Consider the following 23,804-nt stretch of genomic DNA (forward strand, 5'->3'; position numbering starts at 1 on the left):
ACCTTATTGCGCCGAATCGGCTGTCGGAGCATCGGTGGTTGCCTTGACATGGACACCCTGGCGAACTTTCTGTAATCCGCTAACAATGACGTTGTCACCGGGTTGCAAGCCTTCACTGATGAGCCATTTATCGCCAATCGCCTGCGTGGCGATAACGGCACGGGTTTCTGCCTGACTTTGTTTGTTGACTACCATCACGGTGGCATCGCCGCGAGGCGTGCGAGTTACACCCTGTTGCGGAACGAGAATGGCATTAGGCTGGGTTCCTTCATCAATACGCGCGCGAACAAACATGCCGGGAAGCAGGGTGTGTTGAGGGTTAGGAAAAACGGCTCTTAGCGTTATTGAGCCGGTGCTTTCGTCAACCGTCACATCAGAGAATTGCAGGGTACCTTTCAACGGATATACCTGACCATTCTCCATGACAAGCTCAACATCGCTGCGGGTATTGTCTTTGTGCAGGCTTCCTTGTTCAACTGACTGTCTGAGGCGCATAAAGTCGTTGCTGGATTGCGTCACATCCACATAAATCGGATCAAGCTGCTGCACGGTCGCCAGTGCAGTTGACTGACCATTGGTCACCAGAGCGCCTTCGGTTACGCTGGATTTGCCAATCCGTCCGCTAATTGGCGATGTCACTTTAGTGTAAGCAAGGTTGATGTGTGCGCTCTCAACAGCTGCTTTTGCCGCAACTACCGCCGCATCGGCCTGGCGAGCATCAGCAATGGCCTGATCGTACTCTTGCTGGCTGATGTATTTTGTTCCCACTAACGGAACGTAACGTTTCACGGTTAAATGCGCGATTGTGGCCGCAGCTTCACTTTTTGCCAGTTCACCTTTGGCGCTGTTGTAATCGGCCTGATACGTCGCGGGATCGATCTGGTAAAGCGACTGACCGGCTTCAATATCGCTGCCTTCAGTAAAATTCCTTTTGAGTACAATCCCACTCACCTGAGGGCGTACCTCTGCAATTCGAAATGAGGCCGTGCGTCCAGGCAGCTCGGTGGTGATAGCGAGAGGTGCGGATTCGACCACATGAACGGTGACTTGTGGTTCAGCGGGATTCATCTGTGTTTCCCCTTGATCGTTACAACCGGCAAGTAACGCAGCAGAGATTATGATGAATGAGGGCAGGAGTGAAAACCTGGCATATTTCGTCATTACTGTTCCTTAAAAAACCAAAAGCTCGTTATTTACCGGGTAACGGTAAGGCGTTAACGTGTACAAATAAAATAACAGTTGGCTATCCTACAAATTATTAGCTTGCGATGTAAGCAATACTTATTTCGTTGCGCTACCAACGGCACGGAAACACAAAAAAAGATTAACATTTTGCATTCTTTAAATGATTGGGGAGGTAAAGCTTTGATGTTTATTAACACATCTTGAAATTTATATTTGTGTTATGAATATCTAACATTTTTATATGCGTTCCATTTATTGTTTTTTTTGAATATTTAGTGCTTAATTAAAAGTAAGTGATACATTCCTTCACTATTAAAGATATTATGAGATTGTCTTAATCATCTCTTTATCGCCACTTACTCTGTCCCAGACACGCTGAATCATGGTTAAAAAAACGAAAGCTGATGCCCTCAAGACCCGGCAACACTTGATTGAAACGGCAATTACGCAGTTTGCCTTGCGCGGTGTAGGCAACACCACCTTAAACGATATCGCGGATGCGGCGAACGTCACTCGTGGGGCTATCTATTGGCATTTTGAGAATAAGAACCAGCTTTTTAATGAGTTGTGGTTGCAACAACCCGCACTGCGCGATCTTATTCAGGACAGATTAACATCTTACCCTGGAGATAATCCTTTACAGGACCTGCGTGAGAAATTAGTTGCCGGGTTACAATATATTGCAGAAAACCCAAGGCAGCAGGCGTTATTGCAAATTTTATATCACAAATGTGAATTTCATAACGGCATGACATCAGAGCAGGAAATTCGAGAGAAAATTGGCTTCAGTCATCAAACAATGCGTGAACTCTTGCAACAATGCATGGCGAAAAATTTGATTTCAATCTGTCTTGATTTAGACGTCATATTAATTATTCTGCATGGTAGTTTTAGCGGAATAGTAAAAAACTGGTTAATGAATCCGGCAAGTTATGATCTCTACAACCAGGCGCCTGTGCTAGTCGATAATGTCCTGAGAATGCTAAGCCCGGAGGGTTGCGTGATGCAATTGATGCAGAGCGACAACTGTGTTGAGGAGGCATAATTTTTCATCGAACATGAGTGAGTCGGATGCCCAGTCCTTACTGGAGGTCGGCACATTTGACCAGTTTGAGGGGATTGACGGAGTTCATATTACGGCACTTGTCATATTCTGAGGTCATCAGTTCGATCCATTGCATGAGTAATGCATCAAACAGGAAAACCGAAACGGCAAAAACAACCAGCCACCAATATTTGCGAATCATTACCAAACCCTGAGTATTCATGCCCGAGCGTGCAGGGAATATACATGAAATTGTGTGGCGGAAAAGCAGACTTACAATGCTTTTAATTCGTTGAATCCATCCCCGTTGTTTCTATATTACGGCTCTTTTTCGACAGGTTTTTCGTCTTCCGCTTTTTCATTTTTTCAAGGTCTTTTTCCGAATAATGCGAACTGATGCGTAGTCTTCGCAGACCCATTTTGACGTATTCATTATTGACTTCGATGCCGATAAATTTTCGCCCGGCGTCCACCGCGACGGCTCCGGTGGTGAAACTCCCCGCAAACGGATCCAGGACGGTATCACCCGGATTTGAGGAGGCCAGCACGATCCGCTTTAACAGTGCCGTGGGTTTTTGCGTTGGATGGTTTTCGTATTCATCCATCAGGAAACGTACGCGTGGGAAGTCCCAGACATTTCCGGGAACCTTTTGCTGATTGTAGGGTTGCGGCGGATTTTTCCTGTAATCGATCAGCGCTCTTTTAGCGCCGGTTTTGGTTTCAACCAAAATGTCTTCCCGGTTGAAGGTATAACTTTTGGGGTCTTTGACCATCATCAGGATCGGCTCATACATCGAACCAAAGAAATTTTTAGCCTGCACGCCTGAGCTGTCGTATGACCATACGATACGGCTTTTAATATCAAACAGTTTTCTGCATTTAAGATCGATATGCGGCATGTTTTCGGTGCTGTTCATGATGTACATCGTGCCCTGTTTCTTCAGGACCCGGTGGCACTCATCAATACATTCGAACAGCCAGGCAAGAAAAACCTCTTCGTTCCATGATTCGACCATGCCATCGAAGTCTTTTCCGATGTTGTAAGGGGGATCGGCAAAGATAAGGTCGACGCTGCCGGAAGGCAGTTTTTTCAGTTCAGTCAGCGCATCACCATGGATTATTTTTTTAGATTCATCGCCATAGTAGTTAGGGGCAAATCCAGCATTCATGGTTAAACTCCTGTGTGATGCGAATAAAAAAGGCGCTTCCCCATGCCGAGTAGCGCCTTTTTACACAAGCAATTAGCTAATCGAAATTAGTTCATGCCGTACTTTTTCAATTTTTTACGCAGCGTACCACGGTTGATGCCCATCATCAGGGCAGCGCGGGTCTGGTTACCACGGGTGTATTGCATCACCATGTCCAACAGGGGCTGTTCTACTTCAGCCAGTACCAGCTCATAGAGGTCATTCACATCCTGACCATTCAGTTGAGCAAAATAGTTCTTCAGTGCCTGTTTAACCGAGTCACGCAGGGGTTTTTGGGTTACCTGATCCTGAGAGTTAACGGTAGAAACGGTCAGTACGTCAGAATTTACGCGTTGTTCGAACATAGTTCTGTCAGCTCTTTATTTCTGTTTACGCAAAATTTTCGAAGTATGCCTCCAACGCCACCAGCTGTTCGCTGGCATCCTCAATGGCGTTGAATGTGCGCCGAAACTGGTCATTTGGAGCGTGCTCCTGGAGATACCAGGAGACGTGTTTACGTGCAATTCGGTACCCTTTTGCCTGACCATAAAAGTCATGCAGTTCCCGAACATGCGCGCAAAGCAAGCGCTTAACCTCTGCCAGAGGCAGGGGGGGTAGCAGCTCCCCAGTGTCCAGATAATGCTGGATTTCCCGAAAGATCCAGGGTCTTCCCTGAGCAGCACGGCCTATCATAAGGGCATCCGCCCCCGTATAGTCGAGTACAGCTCTGGCTTTATGCGGGTCAGTTATGTCGCCATTCGCGATAATCGGAATGGAAACTTTCTGCTTAACTGTCCGAATGCTGTCGTACTCAGCGTCTCCATTGAACAGACAGGCGCGGGTGCGTCCATGAATGGTCAGAGCCTGAATGCCACAGTCTTCAGCCAGTTGGGCAATCTCTACGCAGTTACGGTGTTCCGGAGCCCAACCGGTGCGAATCTTGAGAGTGACAGGAACGTCCACAGCACTGACGACCTCGTTGAGTATCGACTTCACGAGATCCGGGTACTGTAGTAGGGCTGAACCTGCAAGCTTGCGATTCACTTTTTTAGCCGGACACCCCATATTGATATCAATAATTTGGGCGCCGCTTTCCACGTTAATACGTGCGGCATCAGCCATTTCAACAGGGTCGCTACCGGCAATTTGCACCGTGCGAATTCCTGGCTCATCAACGTGCACCATCCGTAAACGAGATTTGTCGCTTTCCCACACTTGCGGGTTAGAAGACATCATCTCAGATACTGTTAAACCTGCTCCCATCTCATAACACAGCGTCCGAAAAGGTCTGTCAGTAATGCCAGCCATGGGCGCTGCGATCAGGCGATTTCTAAGCTGGTATTGTCCGATGCGCATGAGTTAAGAAATGACCATACTGTGACTGCAAGGCGGCGTATATTACGCATTTTTTGCCCGAGATGAAAGGCCAAACTTTGACCAATCCTCTGAGGTGGATCAAAGAATCGCAGTTAAAGCGGACGGTAATTATTAATAGATTATATAAATCATTGAGTTATAAATTTACGCGGGAAATTTATACGTCTGCAATTTTGCGTAACTTCTCATTTTTTCTTCATTGAGAAGTGCGCAAACAAGATAATCTGCTGAATTAATCAGCAAATTATCGTCTGACTCTGTGATCGCGGCCTCATTACAGGACAATCCCGCCCACCTCTCGGGGCAAGAGGCGTGGTCGAATAACCACGCCGAATGTATTACTTTTTACGACCGGTAATACGACACCATTCTTCTTTCTCTACCACGGGGTCGAGGGTAAAGAGATCGGCGTACGCTTCACAAACACTGTCTGCCTGACTGGCGAGAATGCCAGAAAGTCCCAGTAAACCGCCCTCAGAGGGCAGCACGCTGATTAACGGTGCCAGTTCGCGTAATGGGCCTGCCAGGATGTTTGCCACGACGACATCGGCTTTCATGGCTTCTGGCTGGTCTTGCGGCAGATAGAGTTCCAGGCGGTCAGAGACGCCATTACGTTGGGCATTGTCACGGCTGGCCTGAATGGCCTGTGGGTCAATATCCACACCGATCGCTTTTGCCGCACCCAGCTTCAGGGCCGCAATGGCCAGAATGCCGGAGCCACAGCCAAAGTCGATAACCGTCTTACCGTTCAGATCAAGTCCATCCAGCCATTGCAGGCACAATGAGGTGGTAGGGTGCGTACCGGTACCAAACGCCAGACCCGGGTCCAGCATGACGTTAACGGCGTTTTCATCCGGAACATCACGCCAGCTTGGGCAAATCCACAGACGTTCGCCAAAGCGCATCGGGTGGAAGTTATCCATCCATTCGCGCTCCCAGTCTTTGTCTTCGAGCTGTTCGATTTTATGGACGAAGCCAGTGCCCAGCAGAGGGTGATTCTCAAGGATGGCCACCACCTCTTTCATGTCGGTTTCGGCGTCGAAAAGGCCAGTCACATCCGTATCGCCCCAAAGACGGGTTTCGCCCGGCAACGGTTCAAACACCGGCGTATCGTGCGTATCCTGGAAGGTGATAGAAACGGCGCCCGCTTCCATCAGAGCGTCGCTTAACTCTTCAGCATTCGCACCGGTGGTATTCAGTTTCAGTTGGATCCAAGGCATAGCAAAACTCTTTATTTATCAGTAGTCAATACGGAGGCTTGTGGGGCGGTTGAACCAAAACGGTTTCCGACCAGGAAAGCCAACAAACTTAGCAGCAACGAGGGCACAATAGGATGGAAGCCCATGTACTGAACATTAAAGGTGGCCAGTACGGCATACAGCACGCCACCGACGATCATGGCGCTCAATGCCCCTGCCGCATTCGCACGTTCCCAGTACAGGCCGAGTACCAGCGGCCATAAGAACACCGCTTCCAGCCCGCCAAATGCCAGCAGATTCAGCCAGATGATCATCTCTGGCGGCTTCCACGCGGCAAGGAGTAGCAGCGCGCCCAGCAAAAGGGTTATCACCGCCGACATCCGCTTGAGCCGTGTTTCATTGGCAATCTGTTCCGGGCGAATGTTCAGATAGAGATCTTTAATGATCGTAGCGGAACTTTGCAGCAACTGGGCGTTGATCGTCGACATGATCGCCGCCATAGGGGCCGCCAGAAAGATCCCTGCGGCAAAGGGAGGTAACACTTTGACCATCAGCGTCGGGATAACCAGATCGGGCACCGTCAGGTCAGGGATGACCGCACGGCCTAACGCACCCGCCAGGTGCATACCGAACATCAGGATCGCCACCACAATCGTGCCGATAATGATTCCCCGGTGTACCGCTTTACTGTCTTTATAGGAGATGCAGCGCACCGCCGTATGCGGCAGGCCGATAACGCCGAAACAGACCAGTACCCAAAACGAGGTCATAAAGGCTGGCGACAGAATATCGTCCGCACCCTGTGGCGAAACCAGCTTCGGATCGATCGTTTGCAAGGTTTCTACGGCATGGCTTAAACCGCCTGCAGCATGCACCACGCCTACCAGCAGGACGATTGTGCCAATCAGCATCACCATGCCTTGCATAGTGTCGTTGAGCACGCTGGCGCGAAAGCCGCCAAATGCAGTGTACAGCGCGATACTGATACCAAAAATCAGCAAGCCGGTGTCGTAGGGGATCCCCGCCGCCGTCTCCAGCAGACGCGCACCGCCAATGAACTGCACGGTCATTGCACCCACAAATGCCACCAGTAAACTGAGACTGGCCAGCCACACCAGAAGACGGCTTTGGTAACGGGCAAACAGCATATCGTTAAGCGTCACGGCATTGTAACGCCGTGCCAGAATAGCGAATTTTTTACCGAGAATGCCCAGCGAGAGCCAGACTGCAGGCAACTGGATCATGGCCAGCAGTACCCAACCCAGCCCGTACTTGTAGGCGGCACCGGGGCCGCCAATAAATGAACTGGCGCTGATGTAGGTGGCGGTCAGCGTCATTGCCAGGACAACCCCCCCCATTGAGCGACTACCGAGAAAATACTCATTCAGGAAGCTGCCAGTGGCTCTTTTTCTCATGGCGTAGACCGAGAGGCCAAAGACCACCAGAAGATAAGCAACAAGCGGCAAAATGACTTCAAGCTGCATCGTCATCCTCCAGAGGAATATCGCGATAGATAAATTTCACCATTGCCCAGCAGAGTAAAATAAAGACCAGCGGCGTTAACAGACAGGCCATTTCAAACCAGTGTGGCAGTCCGGTAATGCCCAGCGCCGAATCAGGTAAGTAAGCAGCTACTAACCAAGCCGCCAAATATAAAAGGGTCAGCCACAGCGCCCAGCGCGCTTCTTTATGGGCCTGAACAAAACGTTTGTCCATTTTTTGTCCCTTGTGGATGAAGAAAGCGGGATTGTACATGATGGGGCTTTACGATCCCCAGAAATAAAAAAGGCCGGATAATCCGGCCTTTTTCAGTTAGCGTATGCTTACTTGTTTTGCAGACCGAGTTTCTTCTCCAGATAGTGGATGTTGGTTCCACCATTCTGGAAGTGCTCGTCGCTCATGATACGCATCTGCAGTTCAACGTTGGTTTTGATCCCGTCGATGATCAGCTCTTGCAGGGCGTTCTTCATGCGGGCAATCGCCACATCACGGTTTTCGCCGTAGCAGATAAGCTTACCGATCATTGAGTCATAGTACGGCGGTACGGTGTAACCGGCGTAGATATGAGATTCCCAACGCACACCAAAGCCACCCGGCGCGTGGAAACGCGTGATTTTACCCGGGCTTGGCAGGAAGGTGTTCGGGTCTTCGGCGTTGATACGGCATTCTACCGCATGGCCTTTAACCACAACTTCGTCCTGTTTGATGGACAGAGGCTGACCGGCAGCAATACGCAACTGCTCTTTGATCAGGTCAACACCGGTGATCATTTCGGTAACCGGGTGTTCAACCTGAATACGGGTGTTCATTTCAATGAAGTAGAACTCGCCGTTTTCGAACAGGAACTCGAAAGTACCCGCACCGCGATAGCCGATATCGACACACGCTTTAGAGCAGCGCTCGCCGATGTAGCGACGCAGTTCCGGCGTAATGCCCGGTGCTGGAGCCTCTTCGACCACTTTCTGGTGACGACGCTGCATGGAGCAGTCACGTTCTGCCAGATAAATAGCGTTACCCTGACCGTCAGCCAGCACCTGAATTTCGATGTGGCGTGGGTTTTCCAGGTATTTTTCCATGTAAACCATGTCGTTGCTGAAGGCGGCTTTCGCTTCAGCTTTGGTCATGGAAATGGACTGCGCCAGTTCAGCATCGCTACGTACAACGCGCATACCGCGACCGCCGCCACCGCCGGACGCTTTGATGATAACCGGGTAGCCAATGCGTTTAGCATGAGCACGGTTAGCATCCATATCGTCAGTCAGAGGGCCGTCAGAACCTGGTACGGTTGGCACACCGGCTTTTTTCATTGCGGTGATTGCAGACACTTTGTCGCCCATCAGGCGGATGGTGTCGGCTTTCGGACCGATGAAGATAAAGCCAGAGCGTTCAACTTGTTCAGCAAAGTTGGCGTTCTCAGAGAGGAAGCCGTAACCCGGATGAATTGCCACCGCGCCGGTGATTTCAGCGGCGCTGATGATAGCCGGGATGTTCAGATAGCTTTTTACGGACGGAGCCGGGCCAATACAGACCGTCTCATCCGCCAACAATACGTGTTTTAAATCGCGATCCGCGCTTGAGTGCACAGCGACCGTCTTGATGCCCAGTTCTTTACAGGCACGAAGAATACGCAGTGCGATCTCGCCGCGGTTGGCGATAACAATTTTATCCAGCATGTTCGCCTCGTTATTCGATGACGACCAGCGGCTCGTCAAATTCTACCGGTTGACCACTTTCGACCAGAATCGCTTTCACCACGCCGGATTTATCGGCTTCGATCTGGTTCATCATTTTCATGGCTTCAACGATGCACAGGGTATCGCCCGCGTTAACTTTCTGACCGATTTCGATGAACGCTTTTGCATCCGGGCTCGGAGTGCGGTAGAAGGTACCAACCATCGGGGAACGTACGATGTGACCACTGATTTCAGCTGCTGCTGGGGCTTCCATGCTTGGAGTTACAGCCTGAGCGACAGCGTTAGACAGAGCTGGCTGTTGCATCATTGGCGCAGCATAAGCCTGTTGCATCATAGGAAAACCTGCATTTGGCGCTGCACGGCTGATGCGTACAGACTCTTCGCCTTCAGAAATTTCCAGTTCGGAGATGCCTGATTCTTCAACCAGCTCGATCAGTTTTTTAATCTTACGAATATCCATGAGTGGGTTCCGTACTCTTTGTTTAGTGTGATTGTGACAGGCGTTTTACTGCCGTCTGTAAAGCGTATGTCCCGGACGCTGGCAATCAAGTGAATCTCCAGTCATGTCGGGACGCCGGTATATTTGGCCTCACGTTGTTATATGAGACTTGTCGGACATTGTGCTGCGATCTTCTGCAATCCTCCGGCAAAAAACAAAATATACCTTCAATGCGCGAATGTCACCTTTTCAGCGGCTTAAAAACACTGTCGGGGAAACCAAGGTCGCACATTATAACGATTTCGTAGCAATTGGCAGCTAAATACTGGTCTTATCAGGGAAGATAATCAACCGCTAACCTGTAAACGCCATCAGAGAGTCTGTGTTTTGCAACAAGCCGCACATATCGGGCAACTACCGCCACCATTGGCGGAACTTCTTGTAACGCCATGCCAAAAGCGCAAACGCAAGCAGGGCATAAATGACCGGTTGCGGGGAGATAATTTTTACCGACCACAGGTAATGAATGGGCGCAAGAATCGCCACAAGATAGACGAAGTTGTGCAAAAGTTGCCAGCGTTTACCCAGTTTTCGTTGTGCAGCCTGCGTGGACGTTAATGTGAGGGCCAACAATATAGTCCAACTGATAATCCCCAGCACCAAATAGGGGCGCGTAATCAATTCGCGGCCGAACAGCGCAAGATTATTAATACCTAACTCCAGCGTCGCATAGCTGGTCAAATGCAGCGTCGCCCAGGCGAAACACCATAGTCCTAATAAGCGACGGATGCGTATCAATAATGGCTGTTTAGCGTAGCGCGCCAGAGGGGCGACGAGCAAGGTCGCCAGGAGGAATTTCAGTGCAGTCCTACCGGTAAAGTGTTGAATATCTTTGACGGGGTCAGCGCTTAGCCCCCCGTTGTTCACTGCCCATACGAGCCACAAAAACGGTAACAAACCGGCGAGATGTAAAAGCACTTTCAGCCCGGTTATCTGTTTTACCGACAATCGCACTTAGAAATTCTCCCGCAAATTCAAACCGCGATAGAGAGCGGCAACGTCATCGGCATAACCGTTGAACAGAAGTGTGGGCTGGCGTTGCACATCCAGAATACCGCCTGAACCGATAAAACGTTCTGTCGCTTGCGACCAGCGAGGGTGATCGACCTGTGGGTTCACATTCGCATAAAAACCGTACTCGTTAGGGGCGGCCAGATTCCAGGTGGTAGGAGGGCGTTCACGGGTCAATTTGATACTCACAATCGACTTAATCCCTTTAAAACCATACTTCCACGGCACTGTTAAACGGATAGGGGCGCCGTTTTGCGGGGGAAGCGCTTTGCCATATACCCCCACGGTGAGCAGCGTGAGTGGGTGCATCGCCTCATCCAGACGCAGTCCCTCAACGTAGGGATATTTCAGCCCTCCGCCAATAAAACGATCTTTTTGCCCCGGCATTTGGTCGGGCGCGTAGAGGGTTTCGAACGCGACATATTTGGCGTTGCTGGTGGGTTCAACCAGCGCCAGCAATTTATGCAGAGGAAAACCAATCCAGGGGACGACCATGGACCACGCTTCAACGCAACGCATGCGGTAAATGCGCTCTTCAAGCGGAAAACGCGTGGTTAGCGCGTCATGATCCAGCGTTAAGGGTTTCGCCACCTCACCGCTGATCTTCAGGGTCCAGGGATCGGTTTTCAGACTACCCGCATTCGCTGCCGGGTCTGCTTTATCCAGGCCAAATTCGTAGAAGTTGTTATAGCCGGAGACTTTATCGGCTGGCGTTAACGGCAGATCGTTTTGCCAGGCGGAAGGCTTACTGAACTTCAGCGGCTTACCGGCAGGTGCTGGCGGGCGATCGTTGCCTTTAAACCAATCCAGGAGATCGGCATGGGCAGTGGCGGGCAGTGACAGGGCCGCGGTGCTGATCCCTAACGCTTTGAGGACCTGGCGGCGTTGCATAAAAAAAGCCGATTCGGCAGTGACATCGGCTTCTGTAAATGGACGTATTCTTTTCATAACAGACCCCGGTATACGCGCCATGGCTCACGGGTGGCGCGTAGTTACTATGGCAGGAAGTCTGTCAATCTGCTGCGAAATTTAGTTAATTAAGTGTAAATTTCTGATGCGTACGCCCTTATTTTACCTTCACCAGCGTGCGGCCTTGTACCTGGTTATTAATGATGGCATTAGCGAACTTCGGTGCGTCAGCCAGGGTAATTTCTGTTGCTGCCTGCGTATAGAAAGATTCTGGCAGGTCGTTAACCAGGCGTTTCCATGCTTGTGCACGGCGGGCGGCGGGCGTCATGACCGAATCCACGCCCTGTAAACGCACATTACGCAGAATAAATGGCATTACCGTGGTTGGCAGAGTAAACCCACCCGCCAGTCCGCAGGCGGCGACACAGCCGCCGTAGTTCATTTGCGCCAGCACTTTTGCCAACACCTTGTCGCCGACAGTATCAATTGCGCCTGCCCAGAGCTGTTTCTCCAGTGGGCGAGTTTCGGCAAATTCATCGCGGCCGAGAATGCGGTTGGCGCCAAGGCTACGCAGGTAGTCATGGGTGCTTTCACGGCCCGATACCGCCGCAACCTGATAACCCAGTTTATGCAGCAGCGCGACGGCGGTACTGCCCACACCGCCGCTGGCGCCAGTGACCACAATCTCACCGTCTTCAGGGCGAATGCCCGCATCTTCCAGCGCCATTACGCACAGCATTGCCGTAAACCCGGCGGTGCCGATGACCATCGCTTTACGGCCATCCAGCCCTTGCGGAAGGGCAACCAGCCAGTCGCCTTTCACCCGTGCGCGTTCTGCCAGACCGCCCCAGTGGTTTTCACCTACTCCCCAGCCGGTCAGTAATACCTCTTGCCCTGCATGAAAACGGGGATCTTCGCTTGCGCAAACGGTACCCGCGAAATCAATACCAGGAATCATCGGAAAATGACGGATAATTTTACCTGTGCCCGTTATGGCGAGTGCGTCTTTGTAGTTCAGGCTCGACCAGTGTATGTCCACCGTCACATCACCTTCCGGCAGCCGACTTTCTTCGAGGGTCTGAACGGATGCGAGGGTTTTACCGTCCTGCTGTTCTAAGATCAAAGCCTGCATAACCTGTCCTCAATTTGCATGTGCCCGTCGTTTTTCAAGCGGCAACCCGAAATCCATTGGGCATCGTGGATTGGAAAATTATCTACGAAGACTATACTCGCTAATTAAAACGTGAAGTCGATTCAGCGCAATAAATTGCCAGATATACCTGATTTGGTAGTATGCCCGCACACTTTGCGCAACAGGGCGGATTTCGTGTTTAGTTTTGCGTTTTCGTGTCGCTTTATCACTTTTTTGCCGCTTTATAACTATCGGAGTTAACACAAGGATGCGATTAACGACGAAATTTTCAGCCTTTGTTACGCTGCTCACTGGACTCACGATCTTCGTGACGCTCATTGGCAGTTCGCTGAGTTTCTACAACGCCATTCAGTACAAGTACTCCAGCCGCGTTCAGGCGGTCGCCACGGCAATCGATACCCATCTTGTCTCCAGCGATTTCGTCACGCTGACGCCCCAGGTTAACGAACTGATGATGTCGGCCGATATTGTGCGCACCGATATTCTGCAGGGAACAAAGCAGGTTTACAGCTATTCACGTCACGGCAGCTATCGTCCGGCAGGCACCAATCATCTTTACCGTGAGCTGACGGTGCCTTTGGTGAAGCACCCTGGAATGTCATTGCATCTGGTGTATCAGGATCCCATGGGCAATTACTTCCATTCGCTGATGACCACCGCACCGCTGACGCTGGCGATTGGATTCATTATTCTCATGCTGTTTCTGGCAGTGCGTTGGCTGCAGCGTCAGCTTTTCGGTCAGGAACTTCTGGAAGTGCGTTCGACGCGCATTTTAAACGGCGAACGCGGGCCAAACGTGCGTGGCTCGGTGTATGAGTGGCCAGCGCGAACCAGTAGCGCGCTCGATATGCTGCTCTCTGAAATTCAGAATGCCCGCGAACAACGCAGTCGGCTGGATACGTTGATCCGCTCTTACGCGGCGCAGGATATAAAAACAGGGCTGGGCAACCGCCTGTTTTTTGATAACCAACTGGCGACGTTGCTGGAAGACCAGGAGAAGGTCGGCGCGCATGGCGTAGTGATGATGATCCGGCTGCCAGACTTTAATCTTCTGCGCGACAGTGGGGGGCGTAACCTTGCCGAAGAGCAGCTGTTCATGCTTATTAATCTGCTCTCGACATTCATCATGCGCTACCCAGGTTCGCTCCTGGCGCGCTATCACCGCAGCGACTTCGCCGTTTTATTACCGCACCGCACACTGAAAGAATCTGAAAGTATTGCCGGGCAGCTGCTAAAAGCGGTCGACGCGTTACCGGTGAATAAAATGCTCGATCGTGACGATATGGTGCATATTGGTATTTGCGCCTGGCGCAGCGGGCAGTCAACGGAACAAGTGATGGAACATGCTGAAGCCGCCACCCGCAATGCCGTATTGCAGGGAGGGAACAGTTGGGCGGTTTATGACGATTCCCTGCCGGAAAAAGGCCGTGGCAACGTGCGCTGGCGTACACTCATTGAGCAGATGCTGACTCGCGGCGGGCCACGAATTTATCAAAAACCGGCGGTGACGCGCGAAGGCCGGGTACACCATCGGGAACTGATGTGTCGCATTTTTGATGGCGAAGAAGAGGTGATTGCGGCGGAATACATGCCGATGGTGCTGCAGTTTGGCTTGTCGGAAGAGTACGACCGCCTGCAGATCAGTCGCCTGATCCCATTATTAGGTTACTGGCCGCAAGAATCCCTGGCCATGCAGGTGACGGTGGAGTCGTTAATTCGTCCCCGTTTCCAGCGCTGGTTGCGTGATACCTTGATGCAGTGTGAAAAATCGTATCGGAAACGCATAATTATTGAACTTGCAGAGGCAGATGTGTGTCAACACATCAGCCGGTTACAGCCTGTGATTCGTCTGGTGAACGCGCTTGGCGTTCGGGTGGCGGTTACGCAGGCGGGTTTGACGCTGGTAAGCACCAGTTGGATTAAAGAACTCAATGTCGAATTGCTCAAGCTGCATCCCGGCCTGGTAAGAAACATTGAGAAGCGAACGGAGAACCAGCTGTTGGTTCAAAGTCTGGTGGAGGCCTGCACGGGCACCCATACGCAGGTTTACGCCACGGGCGTCCGATCGCGTAGCGAGTGGCACACATTGACCGAGCGCGGAGTGGCGGGCGGACAGGGCGATTTTTTTGCCTCATCACAGCCACTTGACACAAACGTGAAAAAATATTCGCAAAGATACTCGGTTTAACCTGCCGTTTAATTTGTTTTCACGTAGAATAACGCGCGCTGTGCCTCATGGGGGTGTGCTTGTCTGCTCGCCAGATTGTTGCAGCAAATATGCAGGTGAATGACCTTTGACAGGTTGCAAATGCGGGCGAGGATGGCTGCTGATGTACTCAGCCCTGAGGGACTCAGGCAGAGATTTGTAACAAAGGAAACGAACTGCACTAATTTTCACCGTAGCAGATGATTTTTGCGCCTTGTCGCTGCTGCGTGTGGTTGGTAAAGTAAGCGGATTTTGTTTTCCGCCCCAGCTTTCAGGATTATCCCTTAGTATGTTGAAAAAATTTCGTGGCATGTTTTCCAATGACCTGTCCATTGACCTGGGTACCGCGAATACCCTGATTTATGTAAAAGGACAAGGCATCGTATTGAATGAGCCTTCCGTTGTGGCCATTCGTCAGGATCGTGCCGGCTCACCAAAAAGCGTGGCTGCAGTAGGTCATGACGCGAAGCAGATGCTGGGGCGTACGCCGGGCAATATCGCTGCGATTCGCCCAATGAAAGACGGCGTTATCGCTGACTTCTTCGTGACTGAAAAAATGCTCCAGCACTTTATCAAGCAAGTGCACAGCAACAGCTTTATGCGTCCAAGCCCTCGCGTACTGGTGTGTGTTCCGGTTGGCGCGACTCAGGTTGAACGTCGTGCGATTCGTGAATCCGCTCAGGGCGCAGGCGCTCGTGAAGTGTTCCTGATTGAAGAACCGATGGCGGCGGCCATTGGTGCCGGTCTGCCGGTTTCCGAAGCAACCGGTTCTATGGTTGTCGATATCGGTGGCGGTACCACTGAAGTTGCGGTTATCTCCCTGAACGGTGTGGTTTACTCTTCTTCCGTGCGTATTGGCGGCGACCGCTTCGACGAAGCGATCATCAATTACGTACGTCGTAATTACGGCTCTCTGATCGGTGAAGCCACCGCAGAGCGTATTAAACACGAAATCGGCTCCGCCTATCCGGGCGACGAAGTGCGCGAAATCGAAGTTCGCGGCCGTAACCTGGCTGAAGGCGTTCCGCGTGGCTTTACCCTGAACTCAAACGAGATTCTGGAAGCGCTGCAGGAACCGCTGACTGGTATCGTGAGCGCGGTGATGGTTGCACTGGAACAGTGCCCGCCAGAGCTGGCGTCCGACATCTCCGAGCGTGGTATGGTTCTGACCGGCGGTGGCGCATTGCTGCGTAACCTTGACCGTCTGTTAATGGAAGAGACCGGTATCCCAGTCGTTGTTGCTGAAGATCCGCTGACCTGTGTGGCGCGCGGCGGCGGCAAGGCGCTGGAAATGATCGACATGCACGGCGGCGATCTGTTTAGCGAAGAGTAGTCGAGTGCAGGCAGGGTAGCCCGTGGGCTGCCCTTCCGCTCTGACACGAGAATACGCATAGCCTATGAAGCCCATTTTTAGCCGTGGCCCGTCGCTACAGATTCGCCTCATTCTGGCGGTGCTGGTTGCGCTCGGCGTGATTATTGCCGACAGCCGCCTGGGTACGTTCAGTCAAATTCGAACGTACATGGATACCGCCGTCAGTCCTTTCTACTTTATTTCAAATGGTCCCCGGGAATTACTCGACGGCGTATCGCAAACGCTGGCATCGCGTGACCAACTCGAACTTGAAAACCGGGCGTTGCGGCAGGAACTGCTGCTGAAAAACAGCGAAATACTGATGCTGGGGCAATATAAACAGGAGAACGCGCGCTTGCGCGAGCTGCTGGGATCGCCGCTGCGTCAGGATGAGCAAAAGATGGTGACTCAGGTCATCTCAACGGTGAACGACCCTTACAGCGATCAGGTGGTGATCGACAAAGGCAGCGTTAACGGCGTTTATGAAGGCCAGCCGGTCATCAGCGACAAAGGCGTGGTCGGTCAGGTTGTTGCGGTAGCAAAACTGACCAGCCGTGTACTGCTAATTTGCGACGCGACGCATGCGCTGCCGATTCAGGTACTGCGTAACGATATTCGCGTTATCGCTGCGGGCAATGGTTGCACTGATGATTTGCAGCTTGAGCATTTACCGGCCAATACCGATATTCGCGTTGGCGATGTGCTGGTGACATCCGGTCTGGGTGGTCGGTTCCCGGAAGGGTATCCGGTTGCGGTGGTCTCTTCCGTTAAGCTGGATACGCAGCGTGCTTACACCGTGATTCAGGCCCGTCCGACGGCGGGTTTACAGCGCCTGCGTTACCTGCTGTTGCTGTGGGGCGCTGACCGTAACGGCGCGAACCCAATGACGCCGGAAGAAGTACACCGTGTAGCAAATGAACGCCTGATGCAGATGATGCCGCAAGTTCTTCCTGCGCCAGACGCGATGGGGCCGCCTGCGCCCGTTCCAGCTCCAGCGACAGGGATAACCCAACCGCCAGCGGATGCGACGACGCCACCGCCCCGCGCGCCGGGAGGGCAATAGTGGCAAGCTATCGTAGCCAGGGACGCTGGGTTATCTGGCTCTCGTTTCTTATCGCACTGTTGCTGCAAGTCATGCCCTGGCCGGACGACATTATCGTCTTCCGGCCAAACTGGGTGCTGCTCATTTTGCTGTACTGGACTCTCGCGCTACCGCACCGCGTAAATGTCGGTACGGGATTTGTGATGGGTGCCATACTGGATTTGATCAGCGGCTCAACGCTTGGCGTGCGGGCTTTGTCAATGAGCATCATCGCCTATTTGGTTGCACTGAAATTCCAGCTATTCCGAAACCTGGCGCTCTGGCAGCAGGCGCTGGTGGTTATGCTACTTTCTCTGGTCGTCGATATTATTGTTTTCTGGGCCGAGTTTTTAGTGATCAATGTCTCTTTCAGACCTGAAGTATTCTGGAGTAGTGTAGTCAATGGTGTGCTCTGGCCATGGTTATTTTTGCTGATGCGTAAAGTGCGTCAGCAGTTCGCGGTGCAATAAAGGTTTTTATGACTTCTCTGTATTTAGCTTCCGGTTCTCCGCGTCGTCAGGAGTTGTTAACGCAGCTTGGCGTCTCTTTTGAACGTATCCTTACCGGTGTTGAAGAAAAACGTCGTGAGGGAGAAAGCGCTCAACAGTATGTCTCTCGTCTGGCGCGAGAAAAGGCGCAAGCGGGCGTGGCGCAAACGCCGCGTGATTTACCGGTGCTGGGGGCAGATACCATCGTTATCCTGGGTGGTGAAGTGCTGGAAAAACCACGTGATGCTGCGCACGCGACGCAGATGTTGCGCAAAATGTCCGGAAAAACGCACCAGGTGATGACTGCCGTTGCACTGGCTGACAGCCAGTACGTGCTGGACTGCCTGGTGGTGACAGAGGTGACCTTCAGAGCACTGACCGACGAGGACATCGCAGGCTATGTCGCCAGCGGTGAACCGATGGATAAAGCAGGTGCATACGGTATTCAGGGGTTGGGTGGCTGTTTTGTCAGGAAGATAAATGGCAGCTATCACGCCGTGGTCGGCTTACCGCTGGTTGAAACGTATGAGTTGCTGAGTAATTTTAACTCACTGCGTGAGAAAAGGGATACACATGACGGCTGAATTGTTGGTAAACGTAACGCCATCGGAAACACGAGTGGCGTACATTGATGGCGGTATTCTTCAGGAAATTCATATTGAACGTGAGGCGCGACGCGGAATAGTAGGCAATATCTACAAAGGTCGTGTGAGTCGCGTACTTCCGGGTATGCAGGCGGCTTTTGTAGATATTGGACTGGATAAAGCCGCATTTCTTCACGCTTCAGACATTATGCCACACACCGAGTGCGTGGCCGGTGAGGAACAAAAAAACTTCACCGTACGTGACATCTCTGAGCTGGTGCGTCAGGGGCAGGATCTGATGGTACAGGTGGTTAAAGATCCGCTCGGCACCAAAGGCGCCCGCCTGACCACGGACATTACGCTGCCTTCCCGTTATCTCGTCTTTATGCCGGGTGCGTCACACGTTGGCGTTTCTCAGCGTATTGAAAGCGAAGCCGAACGTGAACGCCTGAAAAATGTGGTCGCTGATTATTGCGACGAGCAGGGCGGATTTATCATTCGTACGGCGGCGGAAGGGGTATGCGAAGAGGATCTGGCATCAGATGCCGCCTATCTCAAACGCGTCTGGACCAAAGTCATGGAGCGCAAAAAGCGCCCGCAAACCCGCTATCAGATGTATGGCGAACTGGCGCTGGCACAGCGTGTTTTACGTGATTTTGCCGACGCACAGCTCGACCGGATCCGTGTGGATTCGCGCCTGACTTACGAGGCACTGCTGGAATTCACCGCAGAATATATTCCAGAAATGACCAGCAAGCTGGAGCACTACAGTGGACGTCAGCCCATTTTTGATCTCTTTGATGTCGAAAATGAGATCCAGCGGGCACTGGAGCGTAAAGTTGAGCTGAAATCTGGCGGCTATCTGATTATCGATCAGACTGAAGCCATGACCACCGTTGATATTAATACTGGCGCGTTTGTCGGGCATCGAAACCTCGATGACACCATCTTCAATACCAACATTGAAGCGACGCAGGCCATTGCCCGGCAGCTGAGATTGCGCAATCTGGGCGGGATTATCATTATCGATTTTATCGACATGAATAATGAAGATCACCGACGCCGCGTGCTGCATTCACTGGAGCAGGCGCTCAGCAAAGATCGCGTGAAGACCAGCATCAACGGCTTTTCGCAGTTGGGGCTGGTGGAGATGACGCGCAAGCGTACGCGTGAAAGTGTGGAACATGTGCTATGCAATGAGTGTCCGACTTGCCATGGGCGCGGTACGGTGAAAACGGTCGAAACCGTCTGCTACGAGATTATGCGTGAAATTGTCCGCGTTCATCATGCTTACGATTCAGACCGATTCCTGGTCTATGCTTCTCCTTCCGTTGCGGAGACGTTGAAAGGCGAGGAGTCGCATGCGTTGGCAGAAGTGGAAATCTTCGTCGGCAAGCAGGTCAAAGTGCAAATTGAACCGCTCTATAACCAGGAGCAATTTGACGTGGTCATGATGTAAACAGGCAATAAGCCGCAGATAACTGGCGGCTTGTTTTTGGGTAGACAAGGAGAGACGCGTGAGGCGATTGCCGGGGATATTATTGCTCACTGGAGCCGCGCTCGTCGTTGTCGCAGCGCTGCTGGTCAGTGGACTGCGCCTTGCGTTGCCCCATCTGGACAGCTGGCGACCGACGATCCTTACCAGGATTGAGTCGGCAACGGGGATCCCTGTTGCTGCCAGCCAACTGAGCGCCAATTGGCAAAACTTCGGTCCCACACTCGAGGCGAGGGATATTCACGCCAGGCTGAAAGATGGCGGTGAACTCTCCGTAAAGCGCGTCACACTGGCCCTGGATGTCTGGCAAAGTCTGCTGAACATGCGCTGGCAGTTTCGCGACCTGACCTTCTGGCAGTTGAATATCCGCACCAATACGCCGATCCAACGCAACGAGAGCAGTGACGGGTTTGAAACCAACCGCATTAGCGATCTCTTCCTGCGCCAGTTTGATCACTTCGATCTGCGCGACAGCCAAATCAGTTTTCTCACCCTTTCAGGCCAGCGCGCTGAACTGGCGATCCCGCAACTTACCTGGCTAAACGGCAAAGACAGACACCGCGCCGAAGGGCAGGTTAGCCTCTCCAGTCTCACCGGACAGCATGGCGTAATGCAGGTTCGTATGGATCTGCGAGACGATGAAGGGCTACTGAACAATGGCCGGGTCTGGTTACAGGCTGATGACATCGACGTGAAGCCGTGGCTGGGTAAATGGATGCAGGACAATGTGGCGTTACAGACGGCACGTTTTAGCCTGGAAGGATGGATGACGCTTAGCAAAGGCGAAGTCTCCGGCGGCGATATCTGGCTCAAACAGGGCGGTGCGACCTGGAAGGGTGACAATAATGCGCACTCCTTTTCCGTCGACAATCTGACCGCGCATATCAGCCGCGAACAGCCCGGTTGGCAATTTTATATTCCGAATACCAGCATAACGCTGGATAACAAGCCCTGGCCGCGTGGGGCGCTGACTTTAGCCTGGGTTCCGGAACAGGAAGTGGGCGGGCAGAACAATAAACGTAGTGATGAATTACGTATTCGAGCCAGTAACCTTGAACTGTCCGATATGGATGGGTTGCGCCCTGTCGTCGCAAAACTCTCCCCTGCCCTGGGCGACATCTGGCAAGCCACACAGCCGAGCGGAAAGATTGACATCCTGGCGCTGGACATTCCCTTACAGGCGACTGAAAAAACCCGCTTCCAGGCCTCATGGAATGATCTGGCCTGGAAACAATGGAAACTGTTACCCGGTGCGGAGAATTTCTCCGGCACGCTGTCGGGGAGCGTTGAAAATGGCGCGCTGACGGCCTCGATGCAACAGGCCAAAATGCCGTATGAAACCGTTTTCCGCGCACCCCTGGAAATTGAACATGGCGTAGCGACATTGAACTGGCTGAAGAACGATAAAGGTTTTCAGTTAGACGGGCGAAATATTGACGTTAAGGCAAAAGCTGTCCATGCGCGCGGTGGTTTCCGTTATCTGCAACCTGCGGGCGATGAACCCTGGCTAGGCATTCTGGCGGGCATCAGCACGGACGACGGTTCTCAGGCCTGGCGCTACTTCCCGGAAAACTTGATGGGCACTGCGCTGGTCGACTATCTCAGTGGCGCGATTCAGGGTGGCCAGGCGGATAATGCCACGCTGGTCTATGGCGGTAATCCGCGTCTGTTCCCGTATAAACATAACGAAGGTCAGTTCCAGGTACTGGTGCCGCTGCGTAATGCGAAATTTGCGTTTCAGCCGGACTGGCCCGCGCTGACAGATCTCAATATTGAGCTCAACTTCCTGAACGATGGCCTGTGGATGAAGACCGATGGCGTCAATCTGGGCGGCGTCAGGGCCAGCAATTTGACGGCGAATATCCCTGACTACAGCAAAGAAAAACTGCTGATTGATGCGGATATCAAGGGGCCAGGTAAAGCGGTCGGTCCCTATTTCGACGAAACGCCACTGAAGGATTCTCTCGGCGCGACGCTGGAACAACTCCAGATTGACGGTGATGTGAATGCTCGCTTACATCTCGACATCCCGCTGGATGGTGAGCAGGTGACGGCGAAGGGCGATGTTTCATTGAACAACAATAGCTTGTTCATTCAACCGCTCGACAGCACGCTGAAAAATCTGACTGGCAAATTCAGTTTTGTGAATGGCAATCTCAAGAGCCAGCCGCTGACGGCAAACTGGTTTAATCAGCCGTTGAATGTGGATTTCTCTACCAACGAAGGCGCGAAAGCCTATCAGGTTGCGGTCAATCTCAAGGGCAACTGGCAGCCAACCCGCATGGGCGTGCTGCCAGAGCAAGTCAATGGTGCGTTAAACGGCAGCATGGCGTGGAACGGCAAAGTGGGGATCGATCTCCCGTATCACGCAGGTGCGACGTACAACATCGACATGACAGGCGATCTGCGGAATGTAAGTAGTCACTTACCTGCACCGTTAAATAAACAGCCCGGTGAGCCGTTGCCTGTGAATATTAAAGCAACGGGTAACTTGCAGAGTTTCGACCTGACAGGCAGCGCAGGCAATAAAAACCATTTTAATACGCGCTGGCTGCTGAATCACAAATTGACGCTGGACCGCGCTATCTGGACAACCGACAGCCACACAACGCCGCAACTGCCGGAGAAAGAAGGCGTCGAACTAAACCTGCCGGCCATGGATGGTGCAGAATGGTTGGCGCTGTTCCAGAAAGGTGCGGCAGATAATGTCGGTGCCAATGCAAATTTCCCTCAGCGTATTACGCTGCGTACGCCTTCTCTGTCACTTGGCGGGCAGCAGTGGAATAACCTGAGTATTGTCTCAGAACCTTCGCCGAATGGCTCTCAGGTCGCCGCACAAGGGCGAGAGATCAACGCCACGCTGGCGATGCGTAATAACGCGCCATGGCTGGCAAATATTAAGTACCTCTATTACAACCCGAGCGTAGCGAAGAGTAGCGGAAGTGCGCCGTCACCGTCACCGTCACCGTTCTCGTCGAATGACAGAGTGAGTTTCCGTGGCTGGCCGGACGTACAACTGCGCTGTGAAGAGTGCTGGATGTGGGGACAAAAATACGGGCGTATCGACGGGGATGTTGACATCAAAGGCGACACGCTGACGCTGTCTAACGGGTTACTGGATACCGGTTTCGCCCGACTGACGGTAGACGGCGAGTGGGTGAATATCCCAGACCGTGAACGCACATCGTTTAAGGGTAAACTGCGCGGTAGCAAGATTGACGCCGCTGCGGGATTCTTTGGTTTCTCAACCCCTATTCGCAATGCGTCGTTTAATGTGGACTACGATCTGCACTGGCGTAACCCGCCGTGGCAGCCCGAAGAAGCCTCGCTTAACGGTATTTTAAAAGTGCATCTTGGCAAAGGTGAAATCACGGAGCTGAGTACTGGTCATGCCGGTCAATTACTGCGTTTGCTGAGCTTTGATGCCCTGTTGCGTAAGCTGCGTTTTGATTTCAGTGACACCTTTAACGAAGGTTTTTATTTCGATTCCATTCGCAGCACGGCGTGGATTAAAGACGGTGTTCTGAATACAGACGACACGCTAGTGGATGGCCTGGAAGCCGATATCGCCATGAAGGGGTCGGTGAATCTGGTGCGTCGGGAGCTCAATCTGGAGGCGGTTGTGGCACCGGAGATCTCCGCGACGGTAGGCGTAGCGGCTGCGTTTGCGGTTAACCCAATCGTCGGCGCGGCAGTGTTTGCCGCCAGTAAAGTGCTGGGGCCGTTGTGGAGCAAAGTGTCGATTCTGCGCTACCGCATCACGGGTCCGGTAGACAAACCGCAGATTAACGAAGTCCTGCGCCAGGCGCGTAAAGAAAGCCCGCAATGATTTGACGGGGG

21 protein-coding genes are annotated in these 23,804 nt (G+C 52.3%); 8 read left to right on the forward strand and 13 right to left on the reverse strand.

Annotated elements, in window-relative coordinates; all coding sequences use genetic code 11:
• Positions 1 to 3 precede the first annotated feature (3 nt).
• The gene (locus P2W74_RS02075; protein ID WP_276293701.1) at positions 4 to 1,161 is read right to left on the reverse strand and encodes an efflux RND transporter periplasmic adaptor subunit; all 1,158 of its coding nucleotides are present in this window, start codon (positions 1,159 to 1,161) and stop codon (positions 4 to 6) included.
• A gap of 406 nt (positions 1,162 to 1,567) precedes the next feature.
• Between P2W74_RS02075 and envR the strand changes: the two genes are divergently transcribed.
• Entirely contained in the window at positions 1,568 to 2,230 is a 663-nt protein-coding gene (gene envR / locus P2W74_RS02080; protein WP_276293702.1) for an acrEF/envCD operon transcriptional regulator, read from the forward strand.
• A gap of 37 nt (positions 2,231 to 2,267) precedes the next feature.
• Here the strand turns inward: envR and P2W74_RS02085 are convergent, their stop codons facing one another.
• The 12 genes from P2W74_RS02085 to acuI all read right to left on the reverse strand — a co-directional run bounded on the left by P2W74_RS02085 (position 2,268) and on the right by acuI (position 12,738).
• Positions 2,268 to 2,432, reverse strand: coding sequence for a DUF2556 family protein (locus P2W74_RS02085; RefSeq protein WP_276293703.1), 165 nt, complete (start codon positions 2,430 to 2,432; stop codon positions 2,268 to 2,270).
• A gap of 82 nt (positions 2,433 to 2,514) precedes the next feature.
• On the reverse strand, positions 2,515 to 3,399 hold the full coding sequence (gene yhdJ, locus P2W74_RS02090; RefSeq protein ID WP_276293704.1) for an adenine-specific DNA-methyltransferase: 885 nt from the start codon (positions 3,397 to 3,399) through the stop codon (positions 2,515 to 2,517).
• 86 nt (positions 3,400 to 3,485) lie between these two features.
• Positions 3,486 to 3,782 carry a DNA-binding transcriptional regulator Fis gene (gene fis / locus P2W74_RS02095; RefSeq protein WP_000462905.1) on the reverse strand — a complete coding sequence of 99 codons (297 nt, stop codon included), beginning with the start codon at positions 3,780 to 3,782 and terminating at the stop codon, positions 3,486 to 3,488.
• Positions 3,783 to 3,807: 25 nt separating this feature from the next.
• Positions 3,808 to 4,773 (reverse strand): tRNA dihydrouridine synthase DusB, encoded by a 966-nt coding sequence (gene dusB, locus P2W74_RS02100; RefSeq protein WP_192613679.1) that lies wholly within the window; start codon positions 4,771 to 4,773, stop codon positions 3,808 to 3,810.
• A 359-nt stretch (positions 4,774 to 5,132) separates the two neighbouring features.
• Positions 5,133 to 6,014, reverse strand: coding sequence for a 50S ribosomal protein L11 methyltransferase (gene prmA, locus P2W74_RS02105; protein WP_276293705.1), 882 nt, complete (start codon positions 6,012 to 6,014; stop codon positions 5,133 to 5,135).
• Between the two features lie 11 nt (positions 6,015 to 6,025).
• Positions 6,026 to 7,477, reverse strand: coding sequence for a sodium/pantothenate symporter (panF, locus tag P2W74_RS02110; protein ID WP_276293706.1), 1,452 nt, complete (start codon positions 7,475 to 7,477; stop codon positions 6,026 to 6,028).
• Positions 7,467 to 7,709: a YhdT family protein gene (locus P2W74_RS02115; RefSeq protein WP_192613676.1), complete on the reverse strand. Its 243-nt coding sequence runs from the start codon at positions 7,707 to 7,709 to the stop codon at positions 7,467 to 7,469. Before P2W74_RS02115 ends, panF begins: the two co-directional genes overlap by 11 nt.
• 107 nt (positions 7,710 to 7,816) lie before the next feature.
• Entirely contained in the window at positions 7,817 to 9,166 is a 1,350-nt protein-coding gene (gene accC / locus P2W74_RS02120) for an acetyl-CoA carboxylase biotin carboxylase subunit (protein ID WP_276293707.1), read from the reverse strand.
• Positions 9,167 to 9,176: 10 nt separating this feature from the next.
• Positions 9,177 to 9,647, reverse strand: a complete 471-nt coding sequence (gene accB, locus P2W74_RS02125; RefSeq protein ID WP_276293708.1) for an acetyl-CoA carboxylase biotin carboxyl carrier protein — start codon at positions 9,645 to 9,647, stop codon at positions 9,177 to 9,179.
• 393 nt (positions 9,648 to 10,040) lie between these two features.
• Positions 10,041 to 10,640 carry a protein-methionine-sulfoxide reductase heme-binding subunit MsrQ gene (msrQ, locus tag P2W74_RS02130; protein ID WP_276293709.1) on the reverse strand — a complete coding sequence of 200 codons (600 nt, stop codon included), beginning with the start codon at positions 10,638 to 10,640 and terminating at the stop codon, positions 10,041 to 10,043.
• The gene (gene msrP / locus P2W74_RS02135) at positions 10,641 to 11,645 is read right to left on the reverse strand and encodes a protein-methionine-sulfoxide reductase catalytic subunit MsrP (RefSeq protein WP_276293710.1); all 1,005 of its coding nucleotides are present in this window, start codon (positions 11,643 to 11,645) and stop codon (positions 10,641 to 10,643) included.
• A 118-nt stretch (positions 11,646 to 11,763) separates the two neighbouring features.
• Entirely contained in the window at positions 11,764 to 12,738 is a 975-nt protein-coding gene (gene acuI / locus P2W74_RS02140) for an acrylyl-CoA reductase (NADPH) (RefSeq protein WP_276293711.1), read from the reverse strand.
• A gap of 268 nt (positions 12,739 to 13,006) precedes the next feature.
• Here acuI and csrD point away from each other — a divergent pair, with 268 nt between their 5' ends.
• From csrD to yhdP, 7 genes are all read left to right on the forward strand, one after another.
• Positions 13,007 to 14,947, forward strand: a complete 1,941-nt coding sequence (gene csrD, locus P2W74_RS02145; RefSeq protein ID WP_276293712.1) for an RNase E specificity factor CsrD — start codon at positions 13,007 to 13,009, stop codon at positions 14,945 to 14,947.
• Positions 14,948 to 15,254: 307 nt separating this feature from the next.
• Positions 15,255 to 16,298 (forward strand): rod shape-determining protein MreB, encoded by a 1,044-nt coding sequence (mreB, locus tag P2W74_RS02150; RefSeq protein ID WP_000913396.1) that lies wholly within the window; start codon positions 15,255 to 15,257, stop codon positions 16,296 to 16,298.
• A gap of 64 nt (positions 16,299 to 16,362) precedes the next feature.
• Positions 16,363 to 17,379: a rod shape-determining protein MreC gene (mreC, locus tag P2W74_RS02155; RefSeq protein WP_276293713.1), complete on the forward strand. Its 1,017-nt coding sequence runs from the start codon at positions 16,363 to 16,365 to the stop codon at positions 17,377 to 17,379.
• Positions 17,379 to 17,867, forward strand: coding sequence for a rod shape-determining protein MreD (gene mreD / locus P2W74_RS02160; RefSeq protein ID WP_276293714.1), 489 nt, complete (start codon positions 17,379 to 17,381; stop codon positions 17,865 to 17,867). The genes mreC and mreD overlap by 1 nt, the downstream gene beginning before the upstream one ends.
• 8 nt (positions 17,868 to 17,875) lie before the next feature.
• Complete coding sequence (locus P2W74_RS02165) at positions 17,876 to 18,469, forward strand: Maf family protein (RefSeq protein ID WP_276293715.1); 594 nt, start codon at positions 17,876 to 17,878, stop codon at positions 18,467 to 18,469.
• On the forward strand, positions 18,459 to 19,928 hold the full coding sequence (gene rng, locus P2W74_RS02170) for a ribonuclease G (RefSeq protein ID WP_192613665.1): 1,470 nt from the start codon (positions 18,459 to 18,461) through the stop codon (positions 19,926 to 19,928). The genes P2W74_RS02165 and rng overlap by 11 nt, the downstream gene beginning before the upstream one ends.
• 58 nt (positions 19,929 to 19,986) lie before the next feature.
• Positions 19,987 to 23,793 (forward strand): AsmA2 domain-containing protein YhdP, encoded by a 3,807-nt coding sequence (gene yhdP / locus P2W74_RS02175; RefSeq protein ID WP_276293716.1) that lies wholly within the window; start codon positions 19,987 to 19,989, stop codon positions 23,791 to 23,793.
• Positions 23,794 to 23,804 lie beyond the last annotated feature (11 nt).

The sequence above is a fragment of the Citrobacter enshiensis genome (assembly GCF_029338175.1).
Taxonomy (GTDB): Bacteria; Pseudomonadota; Gammaproteobacteria; order Enterobacterales; family Enterobacteriaceae; genus Citrobacter_D; species Citrobacter_D enshiensis.

What these genes read in the sequence shown, in the direction of transcription:
- P2W74_RS02075 (WP_276293701.1), bottom strand. Translation starts at nt 1,161, where the DNA reads ATGACGAAATATGCCAGGTTTTCACTCCTGCCCTCATTCATCATAATC.
- envR (WP_276293702.1), top strand. Translation starts at nt 1,568, where the DNA reads ATGGTTAAAAAAACGAAAGCTGATGCCCTCAAGACCCGGCAACACTTG.
- P2W74_RS02085 (WP_276293703.1), bottom strand. Translation starts at nt 2,432, where the DNA reads ATGATTCGCAAATATTGGTGGCTGGTTGTTTTTGCCGTTTCGGTTTTC.
- yhdJ (WP_276293704.1), bottom strand. Translation starts at nt 3,399, where the DNA reads ATGAATGCTGGATTTGCCCCTAACTACTATGGCGATGAATCTAAAAAA.
- fis (WP_000462905.1), bottom strand. Translation starts at nt 3,782, where the DNA reads ATGTTCGAACAACGCGTAAATTCTGACGTACTGACCGTTTCTACCGTT.
- dusB (WP_192613679.1), bottom strand. Translation starts at nt 4,773, where the DNA reads ATGCGCATCGGACAATACCAGCTTAGAAATCGCCTGATCGCAGCGCCC.
- prmA (WP_276293705.1), bottom strand. Translation starts at nt 6,014, where the DNA reads ATGCCTTGGATCCAACTGAAACTGAATACCACCGGTGCGAATGCTGAA.
- panF (WP_276293706.1), bottom strand. Translation starts at nt 7,477, where the DNA reads ATGCAGCTTGAAGTCATTTTGCCGCTTGTTGCTTATCTTCTGGTGGTC.
- P2W74_RS02115 (WP_192613676.1), bottom strand. Translation starts at nt 7,709, where the DNA reads ATGGACAAACGTTTTGTTCAGGCCCATAAAGAAGCGCGCTGGGCGCTG.
- accC (WP_276293707.1), bottom strand. Translation starts at nt 9,166, where the DNA reads ATGCTGGATAAAATTGTTATCGCCAACCGCGGCGAGATCGCACTGCGT.
- accB (WP_276293708.1), bottom strand. Translation starts at nt 9,647, where the DNA reads ATGGATATTCGTAAGATTAAAAAACTGATCGAGCTGGTTGAAGAATCA.
- msrP (WP_276293710.1), bottom strand. Translation starts at nt 11,645, where the DNA reads ATGAAAAGAATACGTCCATTTACAGAAGCCGATGTCACTGCCGAATCG.
- acuI (WP_276293711.1), bottom strand. Translation starts at nt 12,738, where the DNA reads ATGCAGGCTTTGATCTTAGAACAGCAGGACGGTAAAACCCTCGCATCC.
- csrD (WP_276293712.1), top strand. Translation starts at nt 13,007, where the DNA reads ATGCGATTAACGACGAAATTTTCAGCCTTTGTTACGCTGCTCACTGGA.
- mreB (WP_000913396.1), top strand. Translation starts at nt 15,255, where the DNA reads ATGTTGAAAAAATTTCGTGGCATGTTTTCCAATGACCTGTCCATTGAC.
- mreC (WP_276293713.1), top strand. Translation starts at nt 16,363, where the DNA reads ATGAAGCCCATTTTTAGCCGTGGCCCGTCGCTACAGATTCGCCTCATT.
- P2W74_RS02165 (WP_276293715.1), top strand. Translation starts at nt 17,876, where the DNA reads ATGACTTCTCTGTATTTAGCTTCCGGTTCTCCGCGTCGTCAGGAGTTG.
- rng (WP_192613665.1), top strand. Translation starts at nt 18,459, where the DNA reads ATGACGGCTGAATTGTTGGTAAACGTAACGCCATCGGAAACACGAGTG.